Origin of the sequence: Lelliottia jeotgali, from assembly GCF_016771845.1 — a bacterium.
GTDB lineage: Bacteria > Pseudomonadota > Gammaproteobacteria > Enterobacterales > Enterobacteriaceae > Enterobacter > Enterobacter jeotgali.
In genome coordinates this window covers 86,710-106,827 of record NZ_JAENMQ010000008.1, presented here as the reverse complement: position 1 = coordinate 106,827, position 20,118 = coordinate 86,710, and the positions used below count along the sequence as shown (strand labels likewise).

Genomic DNA, 20,118 nt, shown 5'->3' with positions numbered 1-20,118 from the left:
CTGGTTTATCAGACCTGTCAGGCAGGTATGTAATAGTTCATTTGCGATTCTGGCGACGAATGTCATGAATATTAAATCATTATTCAGTTTGTTTATTTTACTTAGTTCTCCCCTTGCTACTTTCGCAGCTAATACGGAAGAACTCAGTCAAAAGTTAGATGAAGGTTATCGTTACGCGTGTAACGCCACCCAAACAGGTGAAGCGGCTAGCGCATCCTATCAACTTGAAAACTATAGAATGCTATTCACGGGTACCCAGGCTGTGGTTGGTTTTAGCCAAATTATGCACGATGAGATAGACAATATTGTGGCTGGTTTCTTTAAAAATGGAATGATTCAAGGGAACACCAGCACTGCGGCATGCGAAACCCCGCAAGACCTGCTGGCAACAGCGACACGAGCGGTTTATACCCGGCAAGTTAAATTAACGCTGGCGTCTAATTTTGATGATGTTCGCTTTAGCCAATATGCCAGTGAGGCTTACCCAATATTTGATTCGATAATTGCGGCTGAAATTAGCGAAGAAGAAGCCAAGAGCTCGATAAATAAGATTGCTAATAATGCAATCATTAACAATGAAGATGCTGCTGCCGTCAGTAATGCAACTAATGCCATGAAAGCCGTCGCTGAAGTTCTCGTATCCGTCAGAAACGATAAGGAGCTTGAGCAGTTCTTATCGGACTATATCAGGAAACACAAGTAACCAAGCCGAAGGATGCTGCAATTTTCGAATAATGAATGACCCCTTTGCAAGAGCATTGCGAGAGCCGTCGCGTGTATTGCGTGAAGAAAAGATGAGAGATGAATAGTTGAGGGAAGATCTGGAGCGGGCGAAGGGAATCGAACCCTCGTATAGAGCTTGGGAAGCTCTCGTTCTACCATTGAACTACGCCCGCTTTGAGGTGCGTAAGGCATTATAGACCTTACGCTTGTTCGCACAAGCCTCAAGACAGCTAACCGGTGATTTATTAACCGCTTAGCATTTCGGTTTACTGCCCTGTGCCGGAAGGTAGCGCTGAGGATCGATAGCGGTAGCGCGGTAGCGAATCTGGAAATGCAGCGCGACCGTACTGGCTCCGGTGCTACCCATCGTCGCGATCTTCTGTCCGGCCTTCACGTTTTGTCCGTTGTTCACCAGCAGCGTATCGTTATGCGCATACGCGGTGATGTAGTCTTCGCCGTGTTTAATCATGATCAGATTGCCGTAACCGCGCAATTGATCTCCCACGTAAACCACCTTGCCTGTACCCGATGCGTAAACGGGTGTGCCGCGTGCTGCTGCGATATCAATGCCTTTGTTACCCCCTTCTGAGGTGGAGTACGGTGCAATCACTTTACCGCTGGCAGGCCATACCCAGCAGCGTTGTCCGACCGGTGGCCATGACGATTGCGGCACCGCGTAAGACGGCGTCACTTTGGCCGTTTTGCCTTTGGATGAGGATTTTTTGCCTGACGAGCTGCTGCCATTGACCTTGAGCTTTTGCCCGATTTCAATGGTGTACGGCGGCGATATGCCGTTCATACGTGCCAGATCGCGCACGCTGGTGCCAGTCATGCGGGAAATTTTGGAGAGAGTATCCCCGCGCTGGACGGTATATACCGAGCCGCTGTAGCTTCCATCAGAGCCTGATTTACTGCCCGAGCACCCTGCCAACATTAACGTTAGCATCAGGCAAAACAGGGCAATCAGGGGATTTCTTGTCAGGCTTCCTGCAAACAAAGCGGCTCCTCGGTCAGCGTAAATGGCGTCCTATGATAGCAGCCTGAAATCTGTTGCCAATCTTTGCTGTAAAGTCTCTTTGTGGCGCAGGGAGCCACCCCACCAGTCAAAGAGTGCGATATAATGTCACCATCCCGTCGTTCGGGTACTGGAGTCGGAATGAGCACACAAGAACACGTCATTTTGGTTAACGACCAGGGAGAGGTCATCGGCACTCAGGAAAAGTACGCCGCCCACACAACGCATACCCCGCTGCATCTGGCTTTCTCATCGTGGTTGTTTAACGCCCAGGGTGAATGCCTCGTCACCCGCCGCGCATTGAGTAAAAAAGCCTGGCCCGGCGTCTGGACCAACTCCGTCTGTGGTCACCCACAAACCGGCGAAAGTACCGAGCACGCACTTGTTCGCCGCTGCAGGTATGAAATCGGTGCTGAAATTGCCCATCTGACACCTGTTGCTATGGATTTTCGTTACTGCGAAACCGACCCTTCTGGGATCGTCGAAAACGAAATTTGCCCTGTGTATGCGGCAAAGCTCGTCGGCACGCTGACCCTCAATCCTGATGAAGTGATGGCAGTGCAGTGGGTTGATCTGGAATCGTTAATCGGTGCAGTCGAGGCTACGCCGTGGGCATTTAGCCCGTGGATGGTTTCCCAGGTTGCCCTCGCGCAGGAAAAGCTCAGGCAATTTGCCCTCGAATCCAAGCCATAAAAAAAGCCCCGACGCGCAAACGCCGGGGCTTTTTGTCACTCAGTGACTTATTTTACCGGACGCATCGCCGGGAACAGGATCACGTCACGGATGGTGTGGCTGTTGGTGAACAGCATCACCATACGGTCGATACCAATACCCAGACCTGCGGTCGGTGGTAAACCGTGCTCCAGCGCGGTGACGTAGTCTTCGTCGAAGAACATCGCTTCGTCGTCGCCCGCTTCTTTCGCGTTAACCTGATCCTGGAAACGCTGCGCCTGATCCTGCGCATCGTTCAGCTCGCTAAATCCATTACCGATTTCACGGCCACCGATGAAGAACTCAAAGCGGTCGGTGATTTCCGGGTTTTCGTCGTTACGACGTGCCAGCGGAGACACTTCAGCCGGGTATTCGGTGATGAAGGTTGGCTGAATCAGGTGCGCTTCGGCCACTTCTTCGAAGATCTCGGTCACGATACGGCCCAGACCCCAGCTCTTCTCAACTTTGATACCGATGCTTGCAGCAATCGCTTTCGCAGAATCGAAGTTATCCAGGTCAGCCATATTGGTCTCTGGACGGTATTTCTTGATAGCCTCGCGCATGGTCAGTTTGACGAACGGCTTACCAAAGTCGAACACCTCTTCGCCGTAAGGCACTTCAGTGGTGCCGAGAATATCGTGTGCCAGGGTACGGAACAGAGACTCGGTCAGTTCGATCAGATCTTTGTAATCCGCATACGCCATATAGAGTTCCATCATGGTGAACTCTGGGTTATGACGCACGGAGATGCCTTCGTTACGGAAGTTACGGTTGATTTCGAACACACGCTCAAAACCGCCAACCACCAGACGCTTCAGGTACAGTTCCGGCGCGATACGCAGGTACATGTCCAGATCCAGCGCGTTGTGATGGGTGATGAACGGACGGGCAGACGCGCCGCCTGGGATCACCTGCATCATTGGCGTTTCGACTTCCATAAAATCACGGCCAACCATGAACTGACGGATGCCCGCCATAATCTGGGAACGGATTTTGAAGGTTTTGCGGGATTCATCATTAGAGATGAGATCCAGGTAGCGCTGACGATAACGCGCTTCCTGATCCTGCAGACCGTGGAACTTATCCGGCAGCGGACGCAGTGCTTTAGTCAGCAGACGCAGTTCGGTACAGTGAATGGACAGCTCGCCGGTTTTCGTCTTGAACAGCTTGCCTTTCGCACCCAGGATATCGCCCAGGTCCCACTTCTTGAATTGCTCGTTGTAGATGCCTTCTGGCAGATCGTCACGGGAAACGTACAGCTGAATACGGCCACCGACGTCCTGTAACGTCACGAAAGACGCTTTACCCATCACACGACGGGTCATCATGCGGCCTGCAACGGACACTTCAACGTTCAGCGCTTCCAGCTCTTCGTTTTCTTTCGCGTCAAAGTCAGCGTGCAGCTGATCTGAGGTATGGTCGCGACGAAAATCGTTCGGGAATGGGATACCCTGCTCACGCAGCGCAGCCAGCTTCTCGCGGCGGGTTTTCAGTTCGTTATTAAGATCGACTACCGCGTCAGTGCCCTGTGCTTGTTGTTCAGACATGTTGGTTCCTCATAACCCTGCTTTCAAACTTGCTTCGATAAATTGGTCCAGGCTGCCGTCCAGCACCGCTTGCGTGTTACGGGTTTCAACCCCGGTACGCAAGTCTTTGATACGGGAGTCATCAAGGACGTAAGAACGAATCTGGCTGCCCCAGCCGATGTCAGATTTGTTATCTTCCATCACCTGTTTCTCAGCATTCTTCTTCTGCATTTCCAGTTCATAAAGCTTCGCTTTCATCTGCTTCATGGCCTGGTCTTTGTTCTTATGCTGCGAACGGTCGTTCTGGCACTGCGTTACCGTATTGGTCGGGAGGTGGGTAATACGCACCGCCGATTCTGTACGGTTAACGTGCTGACCACCCGCACCGGATGCGCGATAAACGTCGATGCGCAGATCGGCCGGATTGATTTCGATATCAATATCTTCATCCACTTCCGGATAGACAAACGCAGAGCTGAAAGAGGTATGACGACGACCACCGGAATCGAATGGGCTCTTACGTACCAGGCGGTGAACGCCGGTTTCGGTACGCAGCCAGCCGTAAGCGTAATCACCAATAATCTTGATGGTGATGGATTTGAGACCCGCCACTTCACCTTCAGACTCTTCGATGATTTCGGTTTTGAAGCCGCGCGCTTCTGCCCAACGCAGATACATACGCGCCAGCATGCTCGCCCAGTCCTGCGCTTCTGTACCGCCAGAACCGGCCTGGATGTCGAGATAGCAGTCGGCGCTGTCGTACTCGCCAGAGAACATACGGCGGAATTCGAGCTGCGCTAGTTTCTCTTCCAGCACGTCGAGTTCAGCGATGGTTTCGTTAAAGGTTTCTTCGTCGTCGGCTTCGACGGCTAATTCCAGCAGACCGGAAACATCTTCCAGCCCCTGAGTCATTTGATCCAGCGTTTCAACGATGGCTTCGAGGGAGGAACGCTCTTTACCCAGCGCCTGTGCGCGTTCAGGTTCGTTCCAGACGTCGGGCTGTTCCAGCTCGGCGTTTACTTCTTCAAGACGCTCTTTCTTGGCATCATAGTCAAAGATACCCCCGAAGAACGTTGGAACGTTCGGTGAGGTCTTGAATGCGGTTTTTTACCGGATTAATTTCAAACATGGTCTGTTTTCTTTATTGGACTAGTCAAAATGCGGTGATAAGAGCGGGATTGTACCCAATCCACGCCCTTTTTTATAGAGAATAGTGCCGCTAAATTGGCCAGATATGATCGATGATAATCTGCAAACTGCGATTACCGCGAAACTCGTTAATATCCAGTTTGTAGGCCAGTTCAACTTCACGCACACCGCTATCCGGCCAGATGGCGGTGTCGACGTTAAAGGCGATTCCATCCAGCAGCGGGCCACCGTTCACCGGCTCGACCATCACCTTCAGGTGACGCTCCCCCACCAGACGCTGTTGCAGAAGGCGGAATCGACCGTCGAACAGCGGCTCCGGGAACATCTGCCCCCATGGACCGGCATCGCGCAGCATCTGCGCGACTTCCATCGTCATCTCCGCGCCAGACAGCGCGCCATCAGAGACCACTTCGCCCTGCAGTAACGCCGGGTCCAGCCAGTCGGTAACCAGCTCGCTGAAAAGCCGCTGAAACTCGTCGAATTTCGCCTCTTCTAGCGATAAACCAGCCGCCATCGCGTGGCCGCCGAATTTGATCATCAGCCCAGGATAGAGTGTGTCCAGACGCTCCAGTGCATCGCGCATGTGCAGCCCTTGAATGGAACGACCCGAGCCTTTAAGCGTACCGTCGCCCGCCGGGGCAAAGGCAATCACCGGACGGTGAAAACGCTCTTTGATGCGCGACGCCAGAATCCCGACCACGCCCTGATGCCACTCCGGGTGGTACATCGCCAGGCCGCCGGGCAGCGTGTCGGTGCTGCGCTCAAGTTTTTCGCACAGAGTCAGGGCTTCAGCCTGCATCCCTTGCTCGATCTCCTTGCGCGTCTGATTCAGCGCGTCGAGTTCATTGGCTAACACGCGGGCTTCGCCGATATTGTCGCAGAGCAGCAGCGCCACCCCGACGGACATATCATCCAGTCGCCCTGCCGCATTGAGACGCGGGCCAAGGGCAAACCCGAGGTCACTTGCCGCGAGTTTAAGCGGGTCACGATTAGAGATTTCGAGCAGCGCTTTAATCCCCGGACGGCATTTCCCCGCACGAATCCTGCCCAGCCCTTGCCAGGTCAGAATGCGGTTATTGGTGTCGAGCGGCACCACGTCTGCCACCGTGCCGAGCGCGACTAAATCGAGATATTCGGCAAGATTAGGAACTGCAATTCCGCGCGCCTCGAACCAGCCTTTATCGCGCAGCAACGCACGCAGGGCCAGCATCAGATAAAACGCTACGCCTACGCCCGCAAGCGATTTCGAGGGGAAATCGCAGTCGCGCAGGTTCGGGTTAATGATGGCTTCAGCCGCTGGCAGCGTGTCGCCGGGCAAATGGTGATCGGTGACCACGACCGGGATCCCAAGCTGATGCGCCCGATCGACGCCAGAATGAGATGAGATCCCGTTATCAACCGTCAGGATCAACTGCGCCCCGCGAGCGTGAGCTTGATCGACCACTTCCGGGCTGAGGCCGTAACCGTCTTCAAAACGGTTCGGCACCAGATAGGTGACGTTATCGCAGCCCAACGCGCGCAGGCTGAGGACGCTTAGAGCGGTGCTGGTCGCGCCATCGGCGTCGAAATCACCGACTACGACAATCCGCGTGCCTTCGCGCAGTGCGTCATAGAGAATTTCCGTCGCTTTTTCGATGCCACTGAGCTGCTGCCAGGGCAGCATCCCTTTGACGCTGCGCTCCAGCTCTGTGGCCGCGCGAACGCCGCGCCCGGCGTATAAACGGCGCAGGAGCGGAGAAAGATCGGCAGGTAAATCAACGCTTTCATCCACCTCGCGGCGGCGTAATGTTGTGTTGGCTTTCACGCGAATTATTTACCGCCAGTCTGTTTCTGGTGCGCGTCGAGGAACTCTTTCATCTCTTTCGGCCCCTGGTAGCCCGGCACGACGTAGCCGTTGCTCAGCACGATAGCCGGGGTTCCGGTCACACCAAACTGCACGCCCAGCGCATAGTGATTGGCAATGTCGATATCGCAGGAGGCGGGTTTCACGCCCTTGCCGTTCATCGCGTCATCAAAGGCTTTATTGCGGTCTTTGGCACACCAGATGGCTTTCATGTCCTGCTCTGGCTGGCTCTGCACGCCCGCACGTGGGAACGCCAGATAACGCACGGTGATTCCGAGCGCGTTGTAGTCTTTCATCTCTTCATGCAGCTTGTGACAGTAGCCGCAGGTGATATCGGTGAACACCGTAATCACGTGTTTTTCCTGCGCTGCTTTGTAGACGATCATCTCTTTTTCCAGCGCGTTCAGGTTTTTCATCAGCAGCTGGTTAGTCACGTTCACCGGTTGCGCGCCGCTGACATCGTACATCGGGCCTTGAATGAAGTGCTTGCCGTCTTCAGTGACATACAACACGCCGCTGTTGGTCAGCACGGTTTTCATTCCGGCAACCGGTGCTGGCTGAATATCCGTACTGGCCACGCCGAGTTTCGCCAGCGATTGTTTGATCGCAGCATCATCTGCATGGGCAAAACCGGTAAAAGAAGCGGCCAGCAGGGAGAACAGCACTAAAGATTTTTTCATTTTCAATCCTATCACTATTTTATCGGCACTCACGCTCGTGGGTGGTGCTGTTGGTGTAGCTGTCGCAAGCGTTCTGTTGCTACATGAGTGTAGATTTGCGTCGTCGAAAGATCGCTGTGCCCAAGTAGCATCTGCACCACGCGCAAATCGGCGCCATGATTCAGAAGATGCGTCGCAAAGGCGTGACGCAGAACGTGCGGCGAAAGTTTTTCACTGTCGATGCCCGCCAGTGTGGCGTAATGTTTAATGCGATGCCAGAAGGTTTGTCGCGTCATCTGCTGCGCGCGCTGGCTCGGGAACAGAACATCAATCGACACGCCGTTCAGCAGCCACGGTCTTCCGTGTTCCAGGTAATTCTCAACCCAGTACACCGCCTCTTCGCCAAGCGGCACCAGCCGTTCCTTATTCCCTTTACCAATCACCCGCACCACGCCCTGACGCAGGCTGATGTCGCTCATCGTCAAACCGACCAGTTCCGACACGCGCAGCCCGGTGGCATACAACACTTCAAGCATGGCTTTATCGCGTAACTCCAGCGGCAGGTCAACCGCCGGGGACTGCAACAGGCGATCGACCTGCGCTTCGCTGAGATCTTTCGGCAAACGCTGCGGCAGCTTAGGCGACGCCAGCAGTGCGCTGGGATCGTCAGCGCGAAGCTTCTCGCGATACATATGCTGGAACAGCCGACGCATTGCACTTAGCAAGCGCGCGGAACTGGTGGCTTTATAGCCGCCGTCCATGCGTTCGGCCAGCAGTGCCTGCAGATCGTCGCTTTGCGCCTGTTCCAGAGACAAGTCTCGATGGGCGAGCCACTCCACCAGCATGGTCAAATCGCGTCGGTAAGCGCTGAGCGTATTCTCCGCCAGATTCTTTTCCAGCCACAGCGCATCGAGAAATTGTTCGATGAGGGCGAGATCCTTTTCCACGTCTGCTCCTGTGATTCTGCCATCGGCCATTATGACGTAATGGTACAGGTTTCTGGTACACTACGCCTAAAGTCAAAGCAAGTATTGAGAAGTTTACGCGATGAATATTGGTCTGTTTTATGGTTCCAGCACCTGCTACACCGAGATGGCCGCGGAGAAAATTCGCGACATTATTGGCCCGGAACTGGTGACTCTGCACAATCTGAAAGACGACGCGCCCACAGAGATGGAGCAGTACGACGTTCTGATTCTTGGCATTCCGACCTGGGATTTTGGTGAATTACAGGAAGACTGGGAAGCCATCTGGGATCAGCTGGACTCGCTTAATCTTGAAGGCAAAATCATTGCGCTGTACGGCATGGGCGACCAGCTGGGTTATGGCGAATGGTTCCTCGACGCGCTCGGTATGCTGCACGATAAACTCGCCCCGAAAGGCGTCACCTTTATCGGCTACTGGCCGACAGAAGGCTACGAATTTACAAGTCAAAAACCGATCATCGCGGATGGCCAGCTGTTTGTCGGACTGGCGCTGGATGAAACCAACCAGTACGACTTAAGCGAAGAGCGCCTACAAAACTGGTGCGAGCAAATTCTGGGCGAAATGGCGGAAAAGTTTAGCTAATTCCCTGGCATCACGGCGTCGGCTGTTGCTGCATCACCATCCGACGCAAATCTCGCCACTCGTTCGCATCCATACTGTCTGCTGACAGCCACAAATGCTGGCAACGTGCCCCTTCCTCTTTGCGCAGACGGAACATCATCCCCGAGTTTAACATCCAGGGCGTGCCGACGATCTCCCACTCTTTGCCCTGCCAGCGCAAGCGCGAATCCATCAGCAGTTTGATTTCACCCTGACGGGAATTGATACGTCGCTGGCTGCGCACGCTGTCGAACACCACTAGCGACAGTAACAGCATCCAGAGCGGCGTATAGCTAAGAGGCCACGGCATCAGCAAAATAAAAGCTGCGACAATGCCGTGGAGCAAAAGAGACATCCACTGTGAGCGCCACGAGACGCGCAGATCAGATTGCCACAGGACCACGTTCCCGATTCCGTGTTTGAATTAATTGCACCATCCGCTGCAACTCGGTGTCGGCGGGTTTGCCGTGATTCATCAGCCAGTTGAATAAATCAGGATCGTCACTCTCCAGCAGGCGGATAAACAGACGCTTATCATCATCGCTTAAGCTGTCGTACTCATACTCGAAGAAGGGCATGACGGAAATATCAAGTTCACGCATGCCGCGACGGCACGCCCAGTGGATACGGGCCTTGTTGTTAATGTCCATGTCGATTTCCTGCTAAACGTTTCTTCTACCTCTAAGAGGGACGATTTCTAGTGTAACGTGTTTTTTGCTGTTTCATTACTGGAATATCAGCAACTGGAAGCACGCTTCCAGAATAATCCCTGCAATCAAAGGGGATTACTCTGTTCTGCGTGGCGCTACGCAGAACGGCGATAAGGCACAATTGGGCTGCTGAAAGCGCTTGCAATGACTACAGTCTCTTTTACCATTAGGCATTACCGAAGCGTTATGCAATTCAGGACATCATTATGGCTTTTAACCCATTTCCTCCTCGCCAGCCCGTCGCCTCCGCGCGTCTGCCGCTGACGCTGATTTCTCTTGATGACTGGGCGCTGGCGACCCTCGTCGGTGCAGATGCCGAAAAATATCTGCAGGGCCAGGTGACCGCAGACGTAAGCCAGATGACTGAGCACCAGCATCTGCTGGCGGCGCATTGCGATCCGAAAGGTAAGATGTGGAGCAATCTACGTCTTTTCCGCCGTCAGGACGGTTTCGCCCTGATTGAACGCCGCAGTCTGCGCGATGCGCAGCTGACTGAACTGAAGAAATACGCGGTGTTTTCCAAAGTCACCATCGCTGCGGATGACGAGCATGTTCTGTTAGGCGTGGCTGGTTTCCAGGCACGCGCCGCGCTGAAAAACCTGTTCAGCGAACTACCGGATGCCGAGAAACAGCTGGTCAGCGAAGGCGCAACTTCGATTCTGTGGTTTGAGCAACCTGCCGAGCGCTTCCTGCTGGTCACCGACGTGGCTACCGCAGAGCGCGTCACGGAAGCCCTGCGCGGTGAAGCGCAGCTGAACAACAGCCAGCAGTGGTTAGCCCTGAACATTGAAGCCGGATTAGCGGTTATTGATGCAGCCAACAGCGCGCAGTTTATCCCGCAGGCGACAAACCTGCAGGCGCTGGGCGGCATCAGTTTTAAGAAAGGCTGCTACACCGGTCAGGAGATGGTGGCGCGGGCCAAATTCCGTGGGGCTAATAAACGCGCCCTGTGGTATCTGGCAGGCCATGCCAGCCGCGTACCAGAAGCCGGGGAAGATCTCGAACTGAAGATGGGCGACAACTGGCGTCGTACCGGCACCATTTTAGCTGCCGTTCAGCTGGACGATGGTCGTCTGCTGGTGCAGGTAGTAATGAATAACGACATGGAGCCGGACAGCGTATTCCGCGTGCGTGACGATGCCGGCACCTTGAGCATTGAACCCCTGCCGTATTCGTTAGAAGAGTAGTTTTAGTTGGTAGGAATCGCCGGGTGGCGGAAGGTAAAAGCAAAACGGTAACCCTTGGGTTACCGTTTTTAGTTTTTGCCCCCTCTCCCCGTGGGAGAGGGTTGGGGTGAGGTCATCAGGCCGCACCCGCTATCAAACGTACAAATAAATCGCCAGGAAATGACACACGCTGCCGCCTAACACAAAGCCGTGCCAGATGGCATGGTTGTACGGAATGCGTTTACAGACGTAAAAAATCACGCCGAGGGAATAGACAATCCCGCCCACCGCCAGCAGCGTCACGCCGCCCGCCGCCAGTTTCACCGCCAGCTGATAAACCACAATCAGCGACAGCCAGCCCATCGTCAGATAGGTCACTAACGACAGCACTTTAAAGCGATGCGCAATGGTCAGTTTAAATAAGATCCCGAGCAGCGCCAGGCTCCAGATGACAATCATCAGCCCGCGCGACAGCGGAGAGTTTAATCCCACCAGTAAAAATGGGGTGTAGGTCCCGGCAATCAAGAGATAGATAGCGCAATGGTCGAATTTCTTGAGCCATCGTTTTGCCCGCTGATGCGGAATGGCATGGTAAAGCGTCGAGGCGAGAAAAAGCAGGATCATGCTTCCGCCGTACAGACTGTAGCTGGTGATCGCCATCGCATTCGCGTTGGTGTCTATCGCCTGAACCAGCAGCAACACCAGGCCCACGATGCCAAAAACAAGGCCAATACCGTGGCTGATACTGTTGGCTACTTCCTCGGCCAGTGAATATCCCTGCGCAGTAAATGGTTTGCTAACCATAAGAGGACTCCGGGAGAACATAAGATCATGATGTATCGCCTGACTATGCTAACTGAGAATGATTCCAGTGAACACCTGTTAGCTAAAATAAATCCAACTTCAGGATTAGTCCTTAAAAATCATTATTTTGAGTTATATTTTCACCTAACAGATGTTAGTCAGAGTGAAGGCATTTAAAATCAATCACATAAAATTGCGATTGATTCGGGTAGATCTCCGCAATCACCTCTTTAAGCGCCGCAAGGGACATATTCTCCTGCTGTGCGTGCTTTTCCGTCAGCGTATCCAGCGTCACTGTCGAGGTTCCCACCACTTCGATGGTGCAAAACCAGGCGTCGTCCTCGAAGCGCCCGACGCGCAAAATATCGCCGGTTTTAAAATGCGATTCAGACTCGTCACGGATAGTAATGGTTTTGCGCCCGGCCAGAATGTCGTCCTGGAAACGCTGAAAAAAAGTGATGTCGTTAGGCTGCATGTTATTATTCCCTTTAGATGAAGTCTGATGAGTGAGTTTAGCCACTGTGAGCATGTTCTCCCATTCCGCCATTGCCAGTCTCAACAATCTTGAGATGATGGTCTACAACTATGTCATTAAAAACCGTGACAAAGTGACCTATATGACCATCCGCGAGCTGGCGGATGCGGCGGGTGTGTCTACCACCACAGTGCTACGTTTTTGTCGCAAGCTGAACTGCGATGGCTATTCCGAATTCCGCGTGCGCTTTAAATTATATCTGGAACAAAACGAACCCCAGCAGGCGAATTTTGGCACCAGTGAAATTATCAGTTTCTTTAAAAGCGTCAATAATGAAGAGTTTGACGCTTTATTAGATAACGCCGTCGATATTATATTATCCTCCGAGCGAATTATATTTGTTGGCGCGGGCACCTCCGGATCGTTGGCGAAATATGGCGCACGATTCTTCTCTAATATCGGAAAATTCAGTAACCATATCGACGACCCTTATTTCCCGGTAACCAACGATATGGCGAAAAATGCGCTGGCGATTGTGCTGTCCGTTTCGGGCGAAACCGAAGAGATCCTGCGCTTCGCCAGCCAGTTCAGCCTGCACCACTGCAAGGTTCTATCCATCACCAGCCACGAGCATTCTCGCCTGGCCAAGCTGGCCGATTTTAATCTCTCCTGGCATGTTCCTCAAACCCGCATCGGCGGAGTCTACGATATTACGACGCAGATCCCGGTTATTTATATTCTCGAATCTATCGGGCGAAAACTGGCGAAGAAACTGGCGGAATAAAACGCCCTGTTTTTTTGATGTAACATATTACATTATCGCCAAATTGTTATATCGTGACATTTAATTGTGCTTTGCTAGACTCGAAAACAATAGATCATAAGACGAGAGTAGCAAACATGAAAAAACTCACCTTACCAAAAGATTTTTTATGGGGCGGCGCGGTGGCGGCGCACCAGGTTGAAGGCGGCTGGAATAAAGGCGGCAAAGGCCCAAGCATTTGCGACGTGCTGACCGGCGGCGCGCATGGCGTACCGCGCGAAATCACTCAGGAAGTGATTGAAGGGAAATACTATCCCAACCACGAAGCCGTCGACTTCCACGGCCATTACAAAGAAGACATCAAACTGTTTGCCGAGATGGGCTTCAAATGTTTCCGTACCTCTATCGCCTGGACGCGTATCTTCCCGAAAGGCGATGAAACTCAGCCGAATGAAGAAGGGCTGAAGTTCTACGACGACATGTTTGATGAACTGCTGAAGTACAACATTGAGCCGGTCATCACCCTCTCCCACTTCGAAATGCCGCTGCACCTGGTGCAAGAATACGGCGGCTGGACCAACCGCAAAGTGGTGGATTTCTTCGTCCGTTTCTCGGAAGTGGTTTTCGAGCGCTATAAGAGCAAGGTCAAATACTGGATGACCTTCAACGAAATCAACAACCAGCGTAACTGGCGCGCCCCACTGTTCGGGTATTGCTGCTCCGGCGTGGTCTACACCGAACATGAAAACCCGGAAGAGACCATGTACCAGGTGCTGCATCACCAGTTCGTTGCCAGCGCTCTGGCGGTAAAAGCCGCGCGTCGCATCAACCCGGAAATGAAAGTCGGTTGTATGCTGGCGATGGTGGCGCTCTATCCGTTCTCCTGCAAGCCAGAAGACGTGATGTTTGCCCAGGAATCCATGCGTGAGCGTTATGTCTTTACCGATGTTCAGCTACGCGGCTACTACCCAAGCTACGTCCTGAACGAGTGGGAGCGCCGTGGCTTTACCATCCATATGGAGGCGGGCGACGAGCAGATCCTGCGTGAAGGCACCTGCGATTACTTAGGTTTCAGCTACTACATGACCAACGCCGTCAAAGCCGAAGGCGGCACCGGCGACGCCATTTCGGGCTTCGAAGGCAGCGTGCCGAACCCGCACGTGAAAGCCTCCGACTGGGGCTGGCAGATTGACCCGGTTGGCCTGCGCTATGCCCTGTGCGAGCTGTACGAACGTTACCAAAAACCGCTGTTTATCGTGGAAAACGGCTTTGGCGCTTACGATAAAGTCGAAGAAGACGGCAGCATCAACGATGACTACCGTATCGATTATCTGCGTGCGCACGTGGAAGAGATGATGAAAGCGGTCACCTATGATGGTGTGGATCTGATGGGTTATACCCCGTGGGGCTGCATCGACTGCGTCTCGTTCACTACCGGCCAGTACAGCAAACGCTACGGCTTTATCTATGTGAACAAGCACGACGACGGTACGGGCGATATGTCTCGCTCCCGTAAGAAGAGCTTTAACTGGTATAAAGAAGTGATTGCCAGCAACGGCGAGAACATCTAAACCGACTGCCCGGTGGCGCTTCCCTTGCACCGGCCTACAGTCTCGTAGGCCCGGTAAGCGCAGCGCCACCGGGCATTAACACTATTTCCCGCCTGCCAGCTCAAGAAAACTCCCCGTCACATACGACGCTTTTTCGCTAAGTAACCAGACGATAGCTTGCGCGACCTCTTCCGGCTGTCCGCCGCGCTGCATCGGTAATGCGGATTTCACCCGGTCCACTCGCCCTGGCTCACCGCCTGACGCATGAATATCGGTATAAATCAGTCCAGGGCGCACACAGTTCACACGAATGCCCTGCGCCGCTACTTCCAGCGCGAGGCCCGTTGTCAGCGAATCCACCGCCCCTTTAGACGCAGCATAATCGACGTATTCGCCCGGTGCGCCCAGACGCGATGCCGCCGACGAGACATTCACAATCGCCCCACCTTTGCCGTTATGTTTAAACGACATGCGCTTCACCGCTTCGCGACAGCAGAGGAAATAGCCCGTGACGTTGGTTGCGAGCACGCGGTTGATACGCTCGGCGGAGAGATTCTCGATGGTGCTCTGCTCAAACAAAATCCCGGCATTGTTCACCAGCGCCGTTAACGGTTCGCCCTCGCGGTCGATGCTGTTAAACATCGCCAGCACTTGAGATTCGTCGCTGATATCCGCGCGCACGGCAAACGCCCTGCCGCCCGCCTCGATAATATGATTGATCACATCCGTCGCGGCCTTGATGTTGTGGTGATAGTTCACCGCCACGGTGTACCCTTCTTGCGCTAGCTGTAGCGCCGTCGCTTTGCCAATGCCCCGGCTGGCGCCGGTGACCAGTGCGATTGCCATTGATTTTCTCCCAATAAAAAAGCCGGGTGGCGGCTACGCCTTACCCGGCCTACTGTTCAGAGCTTAAGTATTACTGATATTCGCTCATTGGCACGCAAGAACAGAACAAATTACGATCGCCGTATACGTCATCGAGACGCTTCACGGTCGGCCAGTACTTGTTCGCCACGCCTGCCGGGAAGACCGCCAGCTCACGGGTATAACCGTGACTCCACTCCGCCACCAGCTCGTTCTGGGTATGCGGGGCGTTCACCAGCGGGTTATCTTCCAGTGGCCATTCGCCCTGTTTCACACGGTCGATTTCACCGCGGATCGCCAGCATTGCGTCGATAAAGCGGTCCAGCTCAACTTTGCTTTCCGATTCGGTCGGCTCAACCATCAGCGTACCCGCCACCGGGAAGGACATGGTTGGCGCGTGGAAACCGTAGTCGATCAGACGTTTGGCAATATCCAGCTCGCTGATCCCAGTCTCGTCTTTTAGCGGGCGAATATCGAGAATACATTCGTGCGCCACGCGACCGTCACGACCGGTGTAGAGCACCGGATAGGCGTCTTTCAGGCGTGTGGCGATGTAGTTCGCATTCAGGATCGCCACCTGGCTCGCCTGTTTCAATCCTTCCGCGCCCATCATGCGGATGTACATCCAGCTGATTGGCAGAATAGACGCACTGCCGAACGGTGCCGCAGAGACCGCACCCTGACGGGTCAACATGCCTTCAATCTGCACCACGCTGTGGCCTGGAACGAACGGAGCCAGATGCGCTTTCACGCCGATAGGGCCCATACCCGGGCCGCCACCGCCGTGCGGAATGCAGAAGGTTTTATGCAGATTCAGGTGCGATACGTCCGCGCCGATAAAGCCCGGAGAGGTGATTCCCACTTGGGCGTTCATGTTCGCACCGTCGAGGTAAACCTGACCGCCGAACTGATGCACCACTTCGCACACTTCACGGATCGTCTCTTCATAGACGCCGTGAGTGGACGGGTAAGTCACCATGATGCAGGAGAGTTTCTCGCCCGCCTGTTCGGCTTTCGCACGCAGATCGGCAAGATCGATGTTGCCATTTTTATCGCAGGCCACGACCACCACTTCCATTCCCGCCATCTGCGCAGATGCTGGGTTAGTGCCGTGAGCGGAGCTTGGAATCAGGCAGATATCGCGATGCCCTTCGTTGCGGCTTTCGTGATAGTGACGGATCGCCAGCAGGCCCGCGTATTCCCCCTGCGCACCCGAGTTCGGCTGCATGCAAAGTGCGTCGTAGCCGGTCAGTTTCACCAGCCAGTCTGAAAGCTGACCGATCATCTGATGATAGCCTTCCGCCTGATCTGCCGGGCAGAACGGGTGAAGTTCAGAGAACTCAGGCCAGGTAATCGGGATCATTTCCGCGGCGGCATTGAGCTTCATGGTGCAGGAGCCGAGCGGGATCATCGCCTGATTCAGCGCCAGATCTTTGCGCTCCAGAGAGTGCATGTAGCGCATCATCTCGGTTTCGCTGTGATAGCGGTTAAACACCGGATGGGTCAGGACAGCGTCGTCACGCAGCATGCTTTCCTGAATCGAGCGGCTGTCGTGCGCCACGTCTTTATCCAGAGAATCGACGTCCAGACCGTGGGCATCGCCCAGCAGAACGTTGAACAGCGTCTGGATATCCTCGCGGGACGTGGTTTCGTTCAGAGTGATGCCAACCGCGTTCAGAATATCGCTGCGCAGGTTAATTTCTGCGGCTTCGGCGCGAGCCAGCACGCCAGCTTTATCAGCCACTTCCACACACAGGGTGTCAAAGTAGTGCGCATGGCGCAGCTTCAGCCCTTTCTGCTGCAAACCGGCCGCCAGAATATCGGCGAAACGGTGAATACGGGTGGCGATGCGTTTCAGGCCTACCGGACCGTGGAACACCGCATACAGACTGGCGATGTTGGCCAGCAGCACCTGAGAAGTACAGATGTTGGAGTTCGCTTTCTCGCGGCGGATGTGTTGCTCGCGAGTCTGCATCGCCATGCGCAGCGCGGTATTGCCAGCGGCGTCTTTCGACACGCCGATAATACGGCCAGGCATGGAGCGTTTGAATTCATCTTTCGCCGCGAAGAACGCCGCGTGCGGGCCGCCATAGCCCATCGGCACGCCAAAGCGTTGCGCAGAGCCGAAGACAATGTCCGCGCCCTGTTTGCCTGGAGCGGTGAGCAGCACCAGCGCCATGAAATCAGCGGCGACGCTGACCACAATTTTGCGGGATTTCAGTTCAGCGATCAGGCTGGTGTAATCATGGACTTCACCGGTGGTACCGACCTGCTGCAACAGCACGCCGAACACATCCTGATGATCCAGCACTTTTTCAGCGTCATCAACAATTACGTCAAAGCCGAAGGTTTCCGCACGGGTACGGACCACGTCCAGGGTCTGCGGATGAACATCGGCAGCCACGAAGAAGCGGTTAGCGTTTTTCAGCTTGCTGACGCGCTTCGCCATCGCCATCGCTTCGGCGGCGGCGGTCGCTTCATCGAGCAGAGAAGCAGAGGCGATATCCAGACCGGTCAGATCCAGCGTCACCTGCTGGAAGTTCAGCAGCGCTTCCAGACGACCCTGAGACACTTCTGGCTGATAAGGGGTGTAGGCGGTGTACCAGCCTGGATTTTCCAGCATGTTGCGCAGGATAACTGGCGGTAACTGCACAGGGGTGTAGCCCATGCCAATGTAAGACTTAAAGCGCTTGTTGAGGCCGGCAATCGCCTTCAGCTCTGTCAGCGCGGCGTATTCAGTGGTCGCATCACCCACCTGCGGCGGTGTGGCGAGCTGAATGTCTTTGGGCACGATCTGGCCGATCAGTGCGTTTAACGAATCCGCGCCAACTGTCTTCAGCATCTCCTGCTGTTGCTGAGCATCCGGCCCAATGTGACGTTCAATGAAAGCGCCACGGTTTTCAAGCTGGCTTAAAGTCTGTGTCATGAGCGATGGTTCCTGAGCTTGCGGTGATATTAGGATCCCCTCTCCCTTTGGGAGAGGGTTAGGGTGAGGGGAAGTTTGCGCCCTCACCCCTGCCCTCTCCCAAAGGGAGAGGGTGAAAAGCAATTACTCGTCTTCTAACAGTGCTGCGTACGCGGTCGCATCCAGCAGCGCTTCAACTTCTGCTTCATCGTTGGCTTTGATTTTGAAAATCCAGCCACCGGTGTACGGCTCGCTGTTGACCAGCTCCGGGGAGTCGCTCAGTGCATCGTTTACCGCTACGATTTCGCCACCGACCGGGGCATAGATGTCAGAAGCCGCTTTCACAGACTCTGCCACGGCGCAATCATCGCCCGCGCTCACGGTCGCGCCGACGTCTGGCAGGTCAACAAACACCATGTCACCCAGCAGCTCTTGCGCGTGCTCGGTGATACCCACGGTGTAAGTCCCGTCAGATTCTTTACGCAGCCATTCGTGTTCTTTGCTGTATTTCAGTTCTGCTGGCACATTGCTCATTGGAATTCTCCTGATAATAAATTGATTAGGCGACCGACTTACCGGCGCGAACAAAAATCGGTTTAGTCACGCTGACCGGCATTTCACGGTTGCGGATCTGCACCACGGCAGTCTCGCCAATTCCGGCCGGGACGCGCGCCAGCGCAATGCTGTAGCCCAGCGTCGGTGAGAAGGTCCCGCTGGTGATCACACCTTCATGAAGATTGCCGCTGGCATCGGTGAAGCGCACTGGCAGTTCATTACGCAGCACGCCTTTCTCTTTCATCACCAGGCCGACCAACTGCTCGGTGCCTTTCTCGCGCTGCAGTTCCAGCGCTTCACGACCAATGAAATCACGGTCTGCCGGTTCCCACGCGATGGTCCAGCCCATATTGGCCGCCAGCGGAGAGACGCCTTCATCCATCTCCTGACCGTACAAATTCATCCCGGCTTCCAGACGCAGCGTGTCACGCGCCCCCAGACCGGCCGGTTTTACGCCTGCTTCAACCAGCGCACGCCAGAAGTCAGCGGCTTTCTCGTTCGGCATCGCAATTTCGTAGCCCGCTTCACCGGTGTATCCGGTGGTGGCGATAAACAGATCGCCTGCCTGCACGCCGAAGAACGGCTTCATGCCTTCTACAGCTTTACGCTGTTCATCGCTGAACAGAGATGCGGCTTTGGCCTGCGCGTTTGGCCCCTGCACGGCGATCAGGGAAAGATCGTCGCGAACGGTGATATCAACGGCATATTTGGCGGCGTGTTCGGAAATCCAGGAAAGGTCTTTTTCGCGGGTGGCGGAGTTAACAACGAGGCGGAAGAAATCTTCAGTGAAGTAATAAACGATCAGGTCATCAATCACGCCGCCGGAGGCATTGAGCATCCCGGTATAGAGCGCTTTGCCTGGCGTCTTGAGCTTTGCAACGTCGTTCGCCAACAGATAACGCAGAAACTCCCTGGTGCGACTGCCGCGTAAATCGACGATGGTCATGTGGGAGACATCGAACATCCCGGCGTCGGTGCGCACTGCATGGTGCTCATCGATTTGCGAGCCGTAGTGCAGCGGCATCATCCAACCGTGGAAATCGACCATGCGCGCGCCGCATAACGTGTGTTGTTCGTACAAAGGAGTCTGTTGAGCCATCTTGTCCTCGTTGA

Annotated in this window: 20 protein-coding genes and 1 tRNA gene; 6 read left to right on the top strand and 15 right to left on the bottom strand. The window is 54.5% G+C overall.

The window, feature by feature from the left end; all coding sequences use genetic code 11:
- Nucleotides 1-64 precede the first annotated feature (64 nt).
- Nucleotides 65-703 (top strand): hypothetical protein, encoded by a 639-nt coding sequence (locus tag JBO43_RS15470; RefSeq protein WP_202674666.1) that lies wholly within the window; start codon nt 65-67, stop codon nt 701-703.
- A gap of 119 nt (nt 704-822) precedes the next feature.
- Here the strand turns inward: JBO43_RS15470 and JBO43_RS15465 are convergent.
- A tRNA-Gly gene (locus JBO43_RS15465) sits at nt 823-896 on the bottom strand.
- 80 nt (nt 897-976) lie between these two features.
- Nucleotides 977-1,720, bottom strand: coding sequence for an amidase activator ActS (actS, locus tag JBO43_RS15460; RefSeq protein ID WP_269154286.1), 744 nt, complete (start codon nt 1,718-1,720; stop codon nt 977-979).
- A 159-nt stretch (nt 1,721-1,879) separates the two neighbouring features.
- On the opposite strand from actS, the gene idi reads away from it, so the two are divergent.
- Nucleotides 1,880-2,431: an isopentenyl-diphosphate Delta-isomerase gene (gene idi, locus JBO43_RS15455; protein WP_202674665.1), complete on the top strand. Its 552-nt coding sequence runs from the start codon at nt 1,880-1,882 to the stop codon at nt 2,429-2,431.
- Nucleotides 2,432-2,478: 47 nt separating this feature from the next.
- Here the strand turns inward: idi and lysS are convergent, their stop codons facing one another.
- The 5 genes from lysS to xerD form a co-directional block, all read right to left on the bottom strand.
- The gene (gene lysS, locus JBO43_RS15450; RefSeq protein ID WP_095283252.1) at nt 2,479-3,996 is read right to left on the bottom strand and encodes a lysine--tRNA ligase; all 1,518 of its coding nucleotides are present in this window, start codon (nt 3,994-3,996) and stop codon (nt 2,479-2,481) included.
- A 9-nt stretch (nt 3,997-4,005) separates the two neighbouring features.
- Nucleotides 4,006-5,104, bottom strand: a protein-coding gene (prfB, locus tag JBO43_RS15445) for a peptide chain release factor 2 (protein WP_103946613.1) whose coding sequence is annotated in 2 segments (ribosomal slippage) — nt 4,006-5,028 and nt 5,030-5,104 — 1,098 coding nt in all. Because the reading frame shifts where the segments join, the coding sequence is not laid out codon by codon here.
- A 90-nt stretch (nt 5,105-5,194) separates the two neighbouring features.
- Entirely contained in the window at nt 5,195-6,928 is a 1,734-nt protein-coding gene (gene recJ / locus JBO43_RS15440) for a single-stranded-DNA-specific exonuclease RecJ (protein WP_095283253.1), read from the bottom strand.
- Between the two features lie 5 nt (nt 6,929-6,933).
- Nucleotides 6,934-7,647: a bifunctional protein-disulfide isomerase/oxidoreductase DsbC gene (dsbC, locus tag JBO43_RS15435; RefSeq protein WP_202674664.1), complete on the bottom strand. Its 714-nt coding sequence runs from the start codon at nt 7,645-7,647 to the stop codon at nt 6,934-6,936.
- A gap of 29 nt (nt 7,648-7,676) precedes the next feature.
- Nucleotides 7,677-8,573 (bottom strand): site-specific tyrosine recombinase XerD, encoded by an 897-nt coding sequence (gene xerD / locus JBO43_RS15430; RefSeq protein WP_103949192.1) that lies wholly within the window; start codon nt 8,571-8,573, stop codon nt 7,677-7,679.
- 100 nt (nt 8,574-8,673) lie between these two features.
- Here xerD and fldB point away from each other — a divergent pair, with 100 nt between their 5' ends.
- Nucleotides 8,674-9,195: a flavodoxin FldB gene (gene fldB, locus JBO43_RS15425; protein ID WP_095283256.1), complete on the top strand. Its 522-nt coding sequence runs from the start codon at nt 8,674-8,676 to the stop codon at nt 9,193-9,195.
- Nucleotides 9,196-9,205: 10 nt separating this feature from the next.
- On the opposite strand, the gene JBO43_RS15420 is transcribed toward fldB, so the two are convergent.
- Complete coding sequence (locus tag JBO43_RS15420) at nt 9,206-9,616, bottom strand: protein YgfX (protein ID WP_103946617.1); 411 nt, start codon at nt 9,614-9,616, stop codon at nt 9,206-9,208.
- Nucleotides 9,597-9,863: an FAD assembly factor SdhE gene (gene sdhE / locus JBO43_RS15415; RefSeq protein WP_095283258.1), complete on the bottom strand. Its 267-nt coding sequence runs from the start codon at nt 9,861-9,863 to the stop codon at nt 9,597-9,599. The genes JBO43_RS15420 and sdhE overlap by 20 nt, the downstream gene beginning before the upstream one ends.
- A gap of 266 nt (nt 9,864-10,129) precedes the next feature.
- Between sdhE and ygfZ the strand changes: the two genes are divergently transcribed.
- Nucleotides 10,130-11,110 carry a tRNA-modifying protein YgfZ gene (gene ygfZ / locus JBO43_RS15410; RefSeq protein ID WP_095283259.1) on the top strand — a complete coding sequence of 327 codons (981 nt, stop codon included), beginning with the start codon at nt 10,130-10,132 and terminating at the stop codon, nt 11,108-11,110.
- 132 nt (nt 11,111-11,242) lie between these two features.
- On the opposite strand, the gene trhA is transcribed toward ygfZ, so the two are convergent.
- Both trhA and yqfB read right to left on the bottom strand, forming a co-directional pair.
- Nucleotides 11,243-11,893 carry a PAQR family membrane homeostasis protein TrhA gene (gene trhA / locus JBO43_RS15405; RefSeq protein ID WP_095283260.1) on the bottom strand — a complete coding sequence of 217 codons (651 nt, stop codon included), beginning with the start codon at nt 11,891-11,893 and terminating at the stop codon, nt 11,243-11,245.
- 154 nt (nt 11,894-12,047) lie between these two features.
- Nucleotides 12,048-12,368: a N(4)-acetylcytidine aminohydrolase gene (gene yqfB, locus JBO43_RS15400; RefSeq protein ID WP_095283261.1), complete on the bottom strand. Its 321-nt coding sequence runs from the start codon at nt 12,366-12,368 to the stop codon at nt 12,048-12,050.
- A 52-nt stretch (nt 12,369-12,420) separates the two neighbouring features.
- Between yqfB and JBO43_RS15395 the strand changes: the two genes are divergently transcribed.
- Nucleotides 12,421-13,152, top strand: coding sequence for a MurR/RpiR family transcriptional regulator (locus JBO43_RS15395; RefSeq protein WP_095283262.1), 732 nt, complete (start codon nt 12,421-12,423; stop codon nt 13,150-13,152).
- A 116-nt stretch (nt 13,153-13,268) separates the two neighbouring features.
- Nucleotides 13,269-14,702 (top strand): 6-phospho-beta-glucosidase BglA, encoded by a 1,434-nt coding sequence (gene bglA / locus JBO43_RS15390; protein ID WP_095283263.1) that lies wholly within the window; start codon nt 13,269-13,271, stop codon nt 14,700-14,702.
- An 81-nt stretch (nt 14,703-14,783) separates the two neighbouring features.
- Here the strand turns inward: bglA and JBO43_RS15385 are convergent, their stop codons facing one another.
- From JBO43_RS15385 to gcvT, 4 genes are all read right to left on the bottom strand, one after another.
- A complete protein-coding gene (locus JBO43_RS15385; RefSeq protein WP_202674663.1) occupies nt 14,784-15,527 on the bottom strand; it encodes an SDR family oxidoreductase in 744 nt (247 codons plus the stop codon).
- A gap of 70 nt (nt 15,528-15,597) precedes the next feature.
- On the bottom strand, nt 15,598-18,471 hold the full coding sequence (gcvP, locus tag JBO43_RS15380; RefSeq protein ID WP_202674662.1) for an aminomethyl-transferring glycine dehydrogenase: 2,874 nt from the start codon (nt 18,469-18,471) through the stop codon (nt 15,598-15,600).
- A gap of 123 nt (nt 18,472-18,594) precedes the next feature.
- Nucleotides 18,595-18,984, bottom strand: coding sequence for a glycine cleavage system protein GcvH (gene gcvH / locus JBO43_RS15375; protein ID WP_095283266.1), 390 nt, complete (start codon nt 18,982-18,984; stop codon nt 18,595-18,597).
- A gap of 25 nt (nt 18,985-19,009) precedes the next feature.
- On the bottom strand, nt 19,010-20,104 hold the full coding sequence (gene gcvT, locus JBO43_RS15370) for a glycine cleavage system aminomethyltransferase GcvT (RefSeq protein WP_202674661.1): 1,095 nt from the start codon (nt 20,102-20,104) through the stop codon (nt 19,010-19,012).
- Between the last annotated feature and the right edge of the window lie 14 nt (nt 20,105-20,118).